Origin of the sequence: Bradyrhizobium sp. ORS 278 (assembly GCF_000026145.1) — a bacterium.
Classification (GTDB): Bacteria; Pseudomonadota; Alphaproteobacteria; order Rhizobiales; family Xanthobacteraceae; genus Bradyrhizobium.
Map to the genome: position 1 here is coordinate 6,072,278 of NC_009445.1, position 13,185 is coordinate 6,085,462.

A 13,185-nucleotide genomic window follows, 5' to 3' on the forward strand; every position below is an offset into this window, starting at 1 on the left:
TGCAGCGCACACAAACGGTCCGAGCGGAAACCGCGCTGGCCATGACGTGCCGACCGGTCCACCGGCGCGTGTCAGTTCCTTGCCGGAGCCAGCGCCAACACGATCGCGTCGGACAATTGACCGAGGCGAAACGGCTTGGCGAGAAGCGTGGTGGTGGCGCGAAAGTCCTCGGGCACCAGCGAGGGATCCGCGAAACCGGACATGAAGATGATGGGCAGGCCGGGCCACCTGCCCCGCACTTGGCGCGCGAGGTCGATTCCGGTCATGTCGCCGGGCAGGACGATATCCGTCAGCATGAGCGAGAACGGCCCCCGCCGTTCCAGTTCAGCGATCGCCATGGTCGCATTGATCACCACGACGGGATCGTATCCCATCGCGGACAGCATGGTGGAGGCCATGGCGCCGACCAGGACATTGTCCTCAACGACGAGAATCCGTTCGGCCGTCTCAGGCCGCGGCGGGCGCGATGCTCCGGGATTCGTCCGCTCGATCAGCGCCGGTCCTGCGCTCGGCAGATAGAGCGTGACGCGGGTGCCTTCCGCCACCCGGCTCGCGATCACCACCGTGCCGCCGGACTGCCTCGCAAAGCCGTAGACCATGCTCAGCCCGAGCCCGCTCCCCTTGCCGAACTCCTTGGTGGTGAAGAACGGCTCGAAGGCGCGGCGCACGATGTCGGGCGTCATGCCGGCGCCCTTGTCCGATACCGCGATCGTCACGTAGTCGCCGGCGTCGATGCGCTCGTCGCCGTCGTCGAGCGGCTGAGCGAGCACGGCATTCGCGGTCGTGATCGTGAGCCGTCCGCCTCCGGGCATCGCATCGCGCGCGTTGAGGGCGAGATTCAGCAGCGCGTTCTGCAGTTGCGTGGGATCGATCAGGCAGTGCCACAAGTCCGGATCCTGCACCAGCTCGATCGCGATGGTCTCGCCGAGCGTCCGCTGAAGGATCGTCGTCATGCCGCCGACCAGCTGATTGACGTCGGTGATCTGCGGCTGCAGCGTCTGCTTGCGCGCGAAGGCGAGCAGGCGCCGGTTGAGATCGGCGACCCGTTCGGCTGCCTCGATCGCCCGCTCGGCCATGCCGCGCGAGGCGGCCTCGCCCGGCGGCAACGTGTCGAGCAGAAGATCGAGATTGCCGAGCGTCGCCGCCAGCATGTTGTTGGAGTCGTGCGCGATGCCGCCGGCCAGTTGGCCGATGGCATCCATCTTCTGCGCCTGGCGCAACTCATCCTCGATGCGTTTGCGCTCGGTGATGTCGACCGACAGCACGACATAGCCGCGCACCGTGCCGTCCTGGGCGCGGTCGGGCACCCGGATGGTCTCGCACCAGCGCTCGCGACCGTCGGGAAAGGTGATCTTCTCCTCGCCGCGCATAGCGCGTCCGGCCAACGCCGACTCGATCTTCAGCCTCGCCTCTCCGGCCCGCAGCGGATCGATGAAATCGTCGACCTTGCGGCTGCGGATGGCCTGCGCCGGAGCCTGGGCATACCACTCCCGCGCGACGCGGTTGGCGAAGCGGATGCGGCCGTCGGCGCCGACCCGCACGATCAGCGCGGGCACGTTCTCGGTCACCAGCTGATACTGCTCCAGATTGTCCCGCACCGCCTGTTCGGACGCCGCGCGCAGCTGCCATTGCCGCGCGAGGCTGAAGCCGAATCCGACGATCAGCAGATTGAGCCCGGCGGCAACCGCGCTGTAGTACAGCGCGTTGTTCTTCCACCCCGCCAGATACTCCACCGGATGGCGCGCCACGGTGACGACGAGCGGCAGGCCGGCGACGCGCCGATAGCTGATGCTGCGGGACACCCCGTCGGTGACGCCGCTGCCTTCGAAGCTTCCGTAAGGGGCGAGCGGGAGAAATTGCGTGAACAGGCGATTGGAGCGAAGGTTGCGGCCGGCAAACGCGTCAGCGTTCGGCGTCCGCAGCAGGATCGTGCCGTCGTCGCGATACAGCGTCACGGTGCCGCGCTGCCCCACATTGAGCGACAGGAAGAACTGCCGGAGATTCTCGTAGTCGACCGGCACGAACACGACGCCTGCGAAGCGCCCGTCCGGCATGACGAAGGCGCGGCTCATCGCGATGAACAGACCGGTGTTGACGCGCGCGGCAACCGGAACGTCGATGAAAAGACCATGGTCCGGGTCGTCGCGCTGGACCTTGAAATAGGCCCGATCGGCGAAATTGTTCTCGCGGCCCGGACCGCCGTTCCCCTCGCTGTCGCCGAGCAGGTTGCCCTCGGCGTCGAGAACCGCGATGCCGCCGGCGACGGGATACGGCGCCACCCTGCGCTTGAGCTCACTGACGAGCGCGGGATTTCCGCGGGTGAGCAGCGACGGGTTGCGCTGCAGGCTGTCGATGGTGGTGCTCAACAGCAGCTCGACGCCCTGGATGTTGCGCAGCATGTATTCTTCGAGCGCGCGGGCAAGGTCGCCATTGGCCGCCTCGGTCGCCCGGTACGTCTCCCGATGATTGACGAACAGCATGTGCGCGACGAAGGCGTCACACAGCAGGGCGACGACCAGACCACTCAGCACGATGATCCGCGGCGTCCAGCGGCGTCTCATCCCGAACCGCGGCGCGCGGCGGATCAGGGCACGGACAATGCCGTCTCGTCGCGAGCCACGCCGATGGTCGGCAATCGTTGTGGTTGGGTCCAACATCAGCGCAGAACTTCAGGAAAGCGTCGAGCCGATTCCCCGGCGATGGGTCCCCGGGAGTCTCAGCCCAACTCCCGCCAATCTCCGGACGTCTTGCCGAGCCCGACGTTCCGGGCCCGCGCCTCGCGAGCAATCGCAGCGCCTGGATAGCATGGTTTCCGCGCGAATGTCATCTTTGCGGTATTTGATGACGCCGCGCCGACCGCGCCCGCTCACTTCAATGTCCGCGCCGGAAGCCAAGGCTCCCCTGTACCGCACGGGCTGGTGGGCGTGTCCGTTACGCGTGCCGGCGTGCGGCCGGGGTATGCATCGCCTCCTGCTCGCGGCGCAGCCGCACAGGGACCGTCTCGTCCATCGCGACGTCCGACCAGGTGATGCAAGGCGTCCTTGGCGACGGGACGAACCAGCCGGACCTGATGCGCCAGCCCCAGCGGAAGATAGCCATGGGCCAGAGAGGTCTCCGCCGGCGTCAGCCTGCCGAACACGGTGTAGCCGCCTTCCCCGTCGAGCACCTCACCGGGCGTGAGATCTCGCTTGGCGGTTGCGGCGACGTCGGCATTGAAGCAGGTCGCAACGCCGGTCGGCTCGCCGCAACAGGAGATCAGCGCAAAACCATCTGGAGCTTAAGTGCGCGTTGGAACCTATTGGTATGCTTAGCTTCTCACCGAGTCCACGACCGCGAACTCACTTCTCTCGAAGTCTCGCCGCACAGCCGTACGCGTCCACGTATAAACGATGATGAACGCTGCCACGAAGCCATAAATCATCGACGAAATCGCAATCAGTTTTGCACCTTGCGTGGGTCCAATTGAAGTCGCGGCCGCATCACCCAGTCCGTCAATGAATTGAATGACTTTATCGACGTGCACGAGGCCTAATCCTAGGATGATCTTCGTCAGCCAGTCGGACACCTCCTCGAGATTCGTATTGCCTCTATAGCGACCAATCCTCTGAGCAGCTGCTGTGTCTGGGCTAGACAAGGATTTCGGCACGGCAAACAAGAAGCCGATGATGGTACCACAGAAGAAAGCTGCTGCCGAGGCAAGCCAAAGCAAACAGAAGGTACGGATACCTTCCAAAAATTGGGCTTCCGACACAAAGCAGTAGACGAGCTCTACGACCCAACCACCTGCAACGGAGATCATGAAGTATTGGCCGGAAAAGCGATCATCTGGCATAGGCCTCGGCCTACTAAAAAGACCGCGCGACGTTCCTAAGGCGGCTCTATCTGAGAAGCTCGCAGCCGTTTGAGCCTGTGTGCCATCATGAGTGGCTCCGTCCGCACGCTCATTTTGCACCATGGCGCTACCTCCTATCTGGCCGACGCACCACATCTTAAAGTAGCGAGCCTTTCAATTGAAGACCTTCCGTTTCGGACAGCTTGGCACCGTGCGCGATCTGGCAAGATGGTGTTCCGCCCTCGAACCTACCGCCTGAGAATGAGCCGTCCGTACCCACCCGAGCAAACTGCCCGTCGTGCCAGTTTGCCGCATTCCGTCGAGCAAATCCGGCCTTGTGTCGTCGGGCAAATCAGATCGATGCTCCGCGCGTCTTCCGCTCACCGAAGGGGCGTTTCGCGATCGTCACGGACCGTGGAGCGGGAGATGCGGTGGCCGCGTGGGGTCGCAGTGCGCGTTTCGCGTGCGGACGAACGATCCCTTCGCGGACGGTCAAGCCGTGTGGTCCCGACACCCCGACGCTGGTGTCTTGGTCGGCGACGATGTCGATGACGGGGGCAAGCAAGCCCGGTCCCCTGGGAGAGCACGGAGCAGCCGTAAGATCCATCGCGCAGGGAAGGCCGGGTTGTTCGGCCAATCCTGTGGTGACTGCCGCCTGCTTTTTTGTCTGCAGGCGGGCCATGGGTGCGGCCCGCACCCGGCCTTCCCTGCGCCCTTCTCAGTTGAGGGCGTGCCTGAGAGCAAAGCTCGGACGCACAAACGCGCCGCGAGGCTGATGAGCCGCGCTTGCAGCTCGGAGGGGACCGGCACGTCCAAACATCCCTTTGCCGTCAAGTCGCAGCTGGTCCGTCGGTGACGCCTTGGATCCTTGCACATGCCATTCGCCCGAACGCACGCAATCGCCGCCCCCATGAACGCATCCCCGGCAGGGCCTATGCTGCAGGGACGTCACCGCAACTCATTTCGTCTTGTCGAGCGCCGGGTTTTCGTCTCTAATTCCCGCTGCAGCGCAGCTGCATTCCCGCACGCTCCGAGGCTGCAGCGTGCTCCCATGGCAATGATCGCCCTATCTCCCTGTGCGGAGAACGGCGGTGCTTGGCCGGTCTCCACGAGGGAAGCGGAGACCAGCATGATCCTCGACTCCTATCGTATCGACAAAGAGCCTTATTATCAGCCCGCGGGTCAGGAGATCGCCACCTTCACGGCGGCGTATCACGAGCGGCTGCCGGTGATGCTGAAAGGGCCGACCGGCTGCGGCAAGACCCGCTTCATCGAGCATATGGCCTGGCGGCTCGGCAAGCCCTTGATCACCGTCGCTGCGCATGAGGACATGACGGCAGCGGACCTCGCGGGACGCTATCTGCTGGAACCCGCCGGCACGGTCTGGCACGACGGCCCGCTGACGCTCGCCGTGCGGCACGGCGCGATCTGCTATCTCGACGAGATCGTCGAGGCGCGGCAGGATACCACGGTGGTGATCCATCCGCTGACCGACGCGCGCCGCATCCTGCCGCTCGACAAGCACAACGAGATCGTGCCGGCGCATCCCGACTTCCAGCTCACCATCTCCTACAATCCAGGCTATCAGAGCGCGGTCAAGGACCTCAAGGAATCGACCAAGCAACGCTTCATCGCGATCGATTTCGGCTATCCGCCGCCGGCCGCCGAGAGCGCGATCGTCGCCCGCGAGAGCGGCGCCGATGCCGATCTCGCACGCCTGCTGGTCAGCATCGCCGAGCGCTCGCGCAACCTGCAGGGTCACGGGCTCGACGAGGGCGCCTCGACCCGGATGCTCATCCACACCGGCCGCATGGTGCGCGCTGGCCTGCCGCTGCAGGACGCCGTGCAATCCGGCATCGTGCTGCCGATCACCGACAATCCGGATATCCGCGTCGCGCTCTCCGACGCGATCGCGGCGTGCCTGCCGTGAGCGCGGCGCCGCTGCAGCTGGTGAGCGGCGCGGAAGGGCACACCCGCACGCTGCATCTGTGGATGCGCCAGCGCGAGACGTTGCGGCCGTTGTTCATTGCCGCGTGGGACACGCTGTCGCGCCGCTTCGATCCGCCCGTGATGGAGGCATGGGCCGGCGCGGTGCTCACTCTCGCCAACGTCAATGCAGGCGCGGCCTGCCTGATCGCCTATTGGGATGCGAGCACCAGCGACGCCGCGGACGAGATCGCGCCGCTGCTCGGCGCCGCGCAGGCCGCCGCCGAGATCTGCCGCCATGCCGGCGCGCCGGCGGCGACCAGCGCCTTGAAGGCGCTGCCCGCCGCGCGCCGCATCCTCGGGCGCGGCGCGGCGCTATCGCGCTGGTGGCGGACGATGACGGCGCTGGCAACCCAGGCGCCGGAGTCGCTCGCGGCCGCGGCGGGCCACATGCCCGAGATCCTGCGGCCGGGCACGATCGAGGCGTTCGAAAGCTTTGTCGCCTCCGGCCTGCGCGCTGCCGCCGGCGACCGCCGCAAGCGGCTCGCGTTTTTTTCGCTGCAGGACGAGCTGGCGCTGCGGCTGATCGCGCGCGATCCCGGCGCGGTGACGTTCGCCGACGTCGAGACCGAGCTGAAGGCTTTTCTCACGGCGTTGTTCGGCGAGGTGCCGCTGCTGCGAAGCATGGCGGTGGACGGCGGCCAGACGCCGCAACGCCGCGTGGCGATCGCTGGGCCGCTGATCCGCCTGCCCGAGATCTATCGCGGCACGCAAGGCGCGGCGGCGCGCGCGTTGTTTCGCGCGGCCGCGGCCCATGCGCAGGCGCATCTCGTGCTCGGACGCGCGCGCTTTGCTGTCGGGCAGCTCAAGCCGCTGCAGCTCGCACTGGTCAACCTGATCGAGGACGCCCGCGTCGAAACGCTTGCGATGCGCGACTTTTCGGGCCTGCGGCGGCTGTGGGCGCCATACCATGTCGCCGTCCCGACCAGCGTCGCGACGGCGCCGATGCTGCTGGCACGGCTGGCGCGCGCCTTGTTCGATCCGTCCTATCGCGATGAGGACGGCTTCGTCAGCAAGGGCCGCGCGCTGTTCACCGCGGCGCTGCCGCGCCTCGACGATCACGCCATCAGCCGCGAGATCGGCATGCTGCTCGGCAACGATCTCGGCCAGATGCGCGTGCAGTTCAACGCCAAGACCTATGTCGTCGAGCCGCTCTATCGCGACGATGGTCTCGGCCTGTGGGAGTTCGACGGCGATGCGGCTCCGTCGGCCGAGGTGCTCGAGCTGTTCATCGATGCGGTCAGACCGGAGCAGCAGGAGAGCGAGAGCGGCGAACGGCGCGAGCAGGATGAGGACAACGCGGCGGCCGAGCCCGGACGCGCCCGCCCCGTCGCGCCGGACGCGCGCGGCGTCATGCTGGCGCGCTATCCGGAATGGGATCGCGTCGATGCGATCGAGCGGCCGGACTGGACCACTGTGCGCGAGGTCGCGGCCGGAAGCGGCGGCTCGCATGCCATCGAGGACGCACTGGAGCAGGCCAGCAGCTTGCGCAGCCGTGTCGCGCGGCTGGTCCGCGCCGTCCGCATCGGCCGCACCGTTCGGCTGAAGCGCCAGCAGGACGGCCACGACCTCGACCTCGACGCCGTGCTCGACGCCGGGATCGCGCTCCGCGGCGGCGAGATGCCGGATCCGCGCGTCTTCCGGTCGGCCAAGGCGCTGCATCGCGACCTCTCGGCGCTGCTGCTGATCGACGTGTCGGAATCGACACGCGACCGTCTGGCGTCGGGCGCGACGGTCCTCGATCTCGAACGCCTGGCCGTCGCTCTGCTGGCCGAGGCGATGGACCAGCTCGGCGACACGTTCGGGCTGCTCGCATTCGCCTCCGACGGCCGCGACGACATCCGGATGACGAGCATCAAGAACTTCGGCGAAGCCTATGACCGCGATTGCCGCGCAAGGCTCGCGGGCCTCGTGTCCGGACTGTCCACACGTCTGGGCGCGGCATTGCGCCATGCCGGCGCCGTGCTCGGCGTAGCAACAAGCAGCCGCAAGCTGCTGATCGTGCTCACCGACGGCGAGCCGTCCGACATCGACGTCTCCGATCCGCTCGACCTGATCGAGGACGCCCGTCGCGCCGCGCTCGGGCTGCACGCGCAGGGCATCGATGCCTATGGCGTCGTGCTTGGCCGGGCCGGCGCGGAGGCCGCGACGCGCGTCTTCGGCCGCGGCAACACCATGCTGGTGCACCGGGTCGAGGATCTGCCGGCGCGGCTGTCCGAACTCTATTTCAGGCTGGCGCGGCGATGAGGCTATTTGCGCCGGCGCGACAACGTCACGCCCAGCGCGGCCGCCGCTGCGACGTGGAACGCCGCATCCGTTGCGCGCGACAAGGTGCCGCCATCGGGGGCCAGGATGCGCAGCACGAGACCCGCATCGTTCGGGGCACGCGACGCGCCGGCCAGCGCCCCGCAACCATCCGCAGCCTGTTGCAAGCTCTTGACCGACGGCAGCCGGTCGGGCGGCGCGACGATGATGAGATTGGCTGCGGCCGCGAACGGGCCGAGCGCGCCATGCAGCTCGTCGCCACTGACGCGGCCGGCATCGTGCAGCAGCAGATGGCCATCGGGACGCAGCACCCGCAGCCGGCCGGAGAACTCACTGAAGGCGCGGCCGCTCGCGCGCGGATCGTGCACGGCGAAGCCGTCGGCGACGCAGAGCACGGCATCGTCCGCCACGGTCGCAACCGTATCGAGCGCGAGCTCGGCACCGGGAAACAGCACGTAGGGATCGGTGGTGATCGCGCAGAATGCGCCGCTGTCGACAGTGATCGTCTGGCGCTGCAGCGCGCCGATGCCACGGCCGTCATGAACAACCGTCGCCGCCTGCGTGGTCAGATGGAAGGCCGCGTCGCGCGCGACGCTCACGTCGAGCGCAATTCGATCGCCGGCATAGAGGCCGCCGGACGCCGATTGAAGATACAAGGTCAGCAGATCCGGCCGCGCGGCGTCGAGATGGAACCCGCGGGTGACGTGCAAGGGATAGCCGACATTCTGACGTCGCAGCACGCTGCGGCCGCCGGCATGATCGACGGACAGCGCGGCCTCGACCGCGCGGCCCTCAGACGCGGAACAGGACTGCAGCGGAGATCGCATCGGCGACCGCCTCCACGCCAGTGCCGGACTTCAGATTGGTGGCGATCACCGGCCGTCCACCGCGCACCTGCCGCGCCTCCTCCAGCATGCGGCCGAGATCGACACCGACATGCGGCGCGAGGTCCATCTTGTTGACGACGAGGAGATCACAGCGCAGCAGGCCGGGTCCGCGCTTGCGCGGGATGTCGTCGCCGCCGGCGACGTCGATGACGAAGATCCACCAGTCGACGAGGTCGAGCGAGAAGGTCGAGGCGAGATTGTCGCCGCCGGACTCGAAGAGGATCAGCTCGACACCCGGAAAGCGCGCCTCGAGCTCGTCGCCGGCGGCGATGTTGAGCGTGGGATCCTCGCGGATCACGGTGTGCGGACAGGCCCCGGCCTCGACCGCCGACACCCTCTCCGGATCGATCAGGCCGGAACGGCGCAGCCGCTCGGCGTCCTCCTTGGTGACGAGATCGTTGGTGACGACGGCGAAATCGATGCCCCGCCGCTGCAGCACCGGGATCAGCGCCTCGATCAGCGCGGTCTTTCCCGAGCCGACCGGGCCGCCGATGCCGACCCGCGCCGCGCCGGCCGTCACTTGCGCGTCGGCTTGCCGAAGTGTCTGCAGCATCGTCTCACCTCAGCATGTAGCGCCGCGCCAGCGGCAGCTCGCGCGCCGGCTCGCAGGTCGCGAGCTCGCCGTCAACGAACACGTCGAAGGTCTCCGGATCGACCGTGACTTTCGGACAGTTGTCGTTCCACAGCATGTCGCGCTTGGAGAGCTTGCGCGTGCCCTTCACCGGCAACAGCTGCTTCGACAGGCCGAGCTCGGCGCCGAGCCCGCGCTCGATCGCCAGCGGATGCACGAAGCAGGCCGACAGCGCCGCCGGTGCGCGGCCGAACGCGCCCCATTGCGGCCGCAACAGCATCGGCTCGCAGGTCATCAGCGAGGCGGCGCTGTCGCCCATCGCGCCCCACGCAATGAAGCCGCTCTTGATCACGAGCTCCGGCTTGATGCCGAAGAACGACGGCCGCCACACCACGATGTCGGCGATCTTGCCGTCCTCGAGCGAGCCGATGTGATCGGCGATGCCGAAGGTCCTCGCGGCATTGATCGTGTACTTCGCGATATAGCGCCGGATCCGGGCATTGTCACCGAAGCCAGGCCTGTCCTCCGGAAGCGGCCCGCGCTGGTCCTTCATCTTCGAAGCGAGCTGCCAGGTCCGGCAGATCACCTCATGGATGCGCCCCATGCCCTGGCTGTCGGAGCCGAGCATCGAAATCGCGCCAATATCGTGGAGCACATCCTCGGCCGCGATCGTCTGCGCGCGGATGCGACTCTCGGCGAAGGCGACATCCTCGGGGATCGCCGGGTTGAGATGATGGCACACCATCGTCATGTCCAAATGTTCGTCGAACGTGTTGACCGTGTAGGGATTGGTCGGATTGGTCGACGACGGCAGGCAGTGCATCTCGCCGGCGACGCGGATGATATCAGGCGCATGGCCGCCGCCGGCGCCCTCGGTGTGATACATGTGGATGGTGCGGCCGCCGATCGCCTCCAGCGTGTTCTCGACGAAGCCCGATTCGTTCAGCGTATCGGTGTGGATCTGGACCTGAAAATCGCAGGCATCGGCCACCTTCAGGCAGGTGTCGATCGCCGCTGGCATCGTGCCCCAGTCCTCGTGCAGCTTCAGCCCCATCACGCCGGTCTGCAGCTGCTCGATCAGCGGCGCCTCGCGATGCGAATTGCCGCGGCCGAGAAAGCCGAAATTCATCGGCCAGGCTTCTGCCGCCTGCAGCATCTTGCCGGTATTGAAGGGACCGCCGGAGTCGATGCCGACCGTGATCGGTCCAAGCGAGCCGCCGATCATCGTGGTGATGCCGCTCGCCAGCGCATGCTCGACGAGACCTGCGCTGTCGAAATGCACGTGCACGTCGATCGCGCCGGGCGTCGCGATCAGGCCCTCGCAGTCGCGCACGGTGGTGCCGGTCGAGACGATCAGGCGCGGATCGACGCCGTCCATGATCGCGGGATTGCCGGCCTTGCCGATGCCGACGATGCGCCCGTTGCGGATGCCGAGGTCGCCCTTGACGATTCCGATGACGGGATCGATGACGGTGACGTTGCAGAGCAGGAAGTCGAGCGCGCCCTCGGCGCTGGTGAGACCTGCCATGCCGATGCCGTCACGCAACGTCTTGCCGCCGCCATGAAGGCACTCGTCGCCATAGACGGCGTGGTCCTTCTCGACCACGGCAAACAGCGAGGTGTCGCCGAGCCGGACCGCATCACCCGTTGTCGGGCCGTAGAGTGCGGCGTAGTCACGCCGGTCGATCGTCGCCACGTGATGTCCCCCTTGAAATGGTCACGCCCCGCGAAAGCCGCGCGCCTTAGCCCGGGCCAGCGCCGCGCTGCGGACGGCCGGATCCGACGCGGTGCCGTCGGTGAGATTGTTCAGCCCGCTCAGCTGCTGGTGGCCGCCGAACTCCACCAAGGTGACCTCCTTCGAGGCGCCCGGCTCGAACCGCACCGCGGTGCCGGCAGGAATGTCGAGCCGCATGTTGAATGCAGAAGCGCGGTCGAATTCGAGCGCCTTGTTGACCTCGAAGAAGTGGAAATGCGAGCCGATCTGGATCGGCCGATCCCCCGTGTTGACAGCGGTCAGTGTCACGCTGCGTCGGCCGGCATTGAGCGCAAGCTGTCCGGCTTGCGCCCTGATTTCGCCGGGCCGTTCGGGATCGGCAGCCGAACCCGGCGCGGGACGGATCGGCTCGTGCACGGTCACCAGTTTGGTGCCATCGGGAAAAACACATTCGACCTGGATGATGTCCATCATCGCGGCGATCCCGGGCAGCACGTCGTCAGTGGTGAGGATGGTCGAGCCGTGGCTGATCAGGTCGGCCACGCTGCGGCCATCGCGCGCGCCTTCAAGGATCTCGTCGGTGATGATCGCGACAGCTTCCGGATAGTTCAGCTTGAGTCCGCGGCCGCGGCGGCGGCGCGACAGCTCGGCGGCGTTGAAGATGGTGAGGCGCTCGAGTTCGGTGGGTGTCAGCAGCATACGGTCTCGCTCTCAATTGGCAAACAGGCGCAGCTCGGCGTGGACGTGTCGCGCCGTCGCGACGTCGAGAAAGGGGATGAAGCTTTCGAGCTCGGCCTCGTCGTCGACCGGCGTCGCGAGCAGATCGTCGATCAGCGGCAGCAGCGCCTGCAAGACACCCTGTCCCTGCAGCGCGCCGACGGCGCCGAGCCGCACCGCGGCCGTGATCAGTCCGGACGCGACCGTATAGGCCGAGCACAATTCGGCATGACGCTGATCGAGTCCGAGCGCCGCCCACAGCGCGCCCTGCATCACGGCGATGTGCCCGAGACACTTCCCTGCCCGGACGGCCTCCCGCAGATCGACCGCCAGGGGCTGACCGAGCCGCGCATGCGCCGCCAGGAACGATGCGCCGTTGCGGCGCGAGCCGGCGCGCAGCGTCTCGATCACCGTCGACGCTTCGACCTGCCGGTCGATCGTCGCGAGTGCGTCCAGCCCGGGACCGGTCCGGAACGCGCGCAGCAGAGCCACCCGGTCATAGCTCGCCCAGCGCTGCCGCAGCACCGCGGCACAAAGCCGCTCGAAATCATGCAGGGTCATGTCGGGGCGCAGCGACAACGCGCCTTCGATCCCGTAGGAGAATGCGAAGGCGCCGCTTGGAAACGCGGCGTCGGCCTGCCAGATCGCGCGCAACATCGGCAGCATGGTCAGTGATCGCCGTGGTGATGATGGTGACCATGTCCGCTTCCGGGTGCAGCGTCGGCCTGCGCCGGGCTATCGGCGGACTCCTCGTCGAGCACGGTGACGGCCACACGCCGGGCCGCGACCAGGTTCTCGATCCGCGCCGTGTAGTCCTCGGGCCGCCCCTCGAGCGCCACCAGCAGCACCTCGCCGCCGAACCGGACCCGCCAGTGCAGGTTGCCCACCTGATAGCCGAGCTCCACCGCGTCCGAGATCGAGCGCGGCTCGAGCCGCAGCCAGCGTTCGGTCGCGGCACGCACCACGATCGCACGGTCGGCCTCCAACAGCAGCACCGCGCCGTCGAACAGCCTCTCGGCCCGCGGCAGCGCGATGGCCAGCTCCTCGCCTTTGCGAGTCGAGACGAGCAGCCGCCGGCGTGCGAGATCGGGCGCGGGAATGTCGACCACGTCGATGCCGCCGCGATGCTCGAGCTTGTGCAGTGGCTCCGCCAGAGCGGCATCGATGCGGCTACCCAGGACGTGCTCGATTCGTAACATGCGATCGATCCCTC

11 protein-coding genes are annotated in these 13,185 nt (G+C 67.3%); 2 read left to right on the forward strand and 9 right to left on the reverse strand.

The features are described from left to right. Positions 1 to 71 precede the first annotated feature (71 nt). The 3 genes from BRADO_RS27255 to BRADO_RS27260 all read right to left on the reverse strand — a co-directional run bounded on the left by BRADO_RS27255 (position 72) and on the right by BRADO_RS27260 (position 3,955). A complete protein-coding gene (locus BRADO_RS27255) occupies positions 72 to 2,657 on the reverse strand; it encodes an ATP-binding protein (protein ID WP_012029421.1) in 2,586 nt (861 codons plus the stop codon). A gap of 274 nt (positions 2,658 to 2,931) precedes the next feature. Continuing rightward, positions 2,932 to 3,099: a hypothetical protein gene (locus tag BRADO_RS36030; RefSeq protein ID WP_371259346.1), complete on the reverse strand. Its 168-nt coding sequence runs from the start codon at positions 3,097 to 3,099 to the stop codon at positions 2,932 to 2,934. A 208-nt stretch (positions 3,100 to 3,307) separates the two neighbouring features. Further along, positions 3,308 to 3,955 (reverse strand): hypothetical protein, encoded by a 648-nt coding sequence (locus BRADO_RS27260; protein ID WP_157872620.1) that lies wholly within the window; start codon positions 3,953 to 3,955, stop codon positions 3,308 to 3,310. Between the two features lie 1,006 nt (positions 3,956 to 4,961). Between BRADO_RS27260 and BRADO_RS27265 the strand changes: the two genes are divergently transcribed. Both BRADO_RS27265 and BRADO_RS27270 read left to right on the forward strand, forming a co-directional pair. After that, positions 4,962 to 5,762 carry a CbbQ/NirQ/NorQ/GpvN family protein gene (locus BRADO_RS27265; protein ID WP_012029425.1) on the forward strand — a complete coding sequence of 267 codons (801 nt, stop codon included), beginning with the start codon at positions 4,962 to 4,964 and terminating at the stop codon, positions 5,760 to 5,762. Continuing rightward, complete coding sequence (locus tag BRADO_RS27270) at positions 5,750 to 8,065, forward strand: nitric oxide reductase activation protein NorD (RefSeq protein WP_244422898.1); 2,316 nt, start codon at positions 5,750 to 5,752, stop codon at positions 8,063 to 8,065. The genes BRADO_RS27265 and BRADO_RS27270 overlap by 13 nt, the downstream gene beginning before the upstream one ends. A gap of 2 nt (positions 8,066 to 8,067) precedes the next feature. Here the strand turns inward: BRADO_RS27270 and BRADO_RS27275 are convergent, their stop codons facing one another. Genes BRADO_RS27275 through ureE form a run of 6 tightly spaced genes read right to left on the reverse strand, consistent with a single transcriptional unit; the run spans position 8,068 to position 13,171 of the window. Continuing rightward, on the reverse strand, positions 8,068 to 8,910 hold the full coding sequence (locus BRADO_RS27275; RefSeq protein ID WP_012029427.1) for an urease accessory protein UreD: 843 nt from the start codon (positions 8,908 to 8,910) through the stop codon (positions 8,068 to 8,070). Continuing rightward, positions 8,876 to 9,523, reverse strand: coding sequence for an urease accessory protein UreG (gene ureG, locus BRADO_RS27280; protein ID WP_012029428.1), 648 nt, complete (start codon positions 9,521 to 9,523; stop codon positions 8,876 to 8,878). Before ureG ends, BRADO_RS27275 begins: the two co-directional genes overlap by 35 nt. Positions 9,524 to 9,527: 4 nt before the next feature. Next, positions 9,528 to 11,237 carry an urease subunit alpha gene (gene ureC / locus BRADO_RS27285; RefSeq protein ID WP_012029429.1) on the reverse strand — a complete coding sequence of 570 codons (1,710 nt, stop codon included), beginning with the start codon at positions 11,235 to 11,237 and terminating at the stop codon, positions 9,528 to 9,530. A gap of 21 nt (positions 11,238 to 11,258) precedes the next feature. After that, positions 11,259 to 11,954 carry an urease subunit gamma gene (locus BRADO_RS27290; protein ID WP_012029430.1) on the reverse strand — a complete coding sequence of 232 codons (696 nt, stop codon included), beginning with the start codon at positions 11,952 to 11,954 and terminating at the stop codon, positions 11,259 to 11,261. Between the two features lie 12 nt (positions 11,955 to 11,966). Next, entirely contained in the window at positions 11,967 to 12,638 is a 672-nt protein-coding gene (locus BRADO_RS27295) for an urease accessory protein UreF (protein ID WP_012029431.1), read from the reverse strand. A gap of 2 nt (positions 12,639 to 12,640) precedes the next feature. Further along, positions 12,641 to 13,171, reverse strand: coding sequence for an urease accessory protein UreE (gene ureE / locus BRADO_RS27300; RefSeq protein WP_012029432.1), 531 nt, complete (start codon positions 13,169 to 13,171; stop codon positions 12,641 to 12,643). Positions 13,172 to 13,185: the final 14 nt, after the last annotated feature.

Coding starts and splice junctions, on each gene's coding strand:
- BRADO_RS27275 (WP_012029427.1), bottom strand. CDS start 8,910: ATGCGATCTCCGCTGCAGTCCTGTTCCGCGTCTGAGGGCCGCGCGGTC.
- BRADO_RS27265 (WP_012029425.1), top strand. CDS start 4,962: ATGATCCTCGACTCCTATCGTATCGACAAAGAGCCTTATTATCAGCCC.
- BRADO_RS27260 (WP_157872620.1), bottom strand. CDS start 3,955: ATGGTGCAAAATGAGCGTGCGGACGGAGCCACTCATGATGGCACACAG.
- ureG (WP_012029428.1), bottom strand. CDS start 9,523: ATGCTGCAGACACTTCGGCAAGCCGACGCGCAAGTGACGGCCGGCGCG.
- BRADO_RS36030 (WP_371259346.1), bottom strand. CDS start 3,099: ATGGCTATCTTCCGCTGGGGCTGGCGCATCAGGTCCGGCTGGTTCGTC.
- BRADO_RS27255 (WP_012029421.1), bottom strand. CDS start 2,657: ATGTTGGACCCAACCACAACGATTGCCGACCATCGGCGTGGCTCGCGA.
- ureE (WP_012029432.1), bottom strand. CDS start 13,171: ATGTTACGAATCGAGCACGTCCTGGGTAGCCGCATCGATGCCGCTCTG.
- BRADO_RS27295 (WP_012029431.1), bottom strand. CDS start 12,638: ATGCTGCCGATGTTGCGCGCGATCTGGCAGGCCGACGCCGCGTTTCCA.
- BRADO_RS27290 (WP_012029430.1), bottom strand. CDS start 11,954: ATGCTGCTGACACCCACCGAACTCGAGCGCCTCACCATCTTCAACGCC.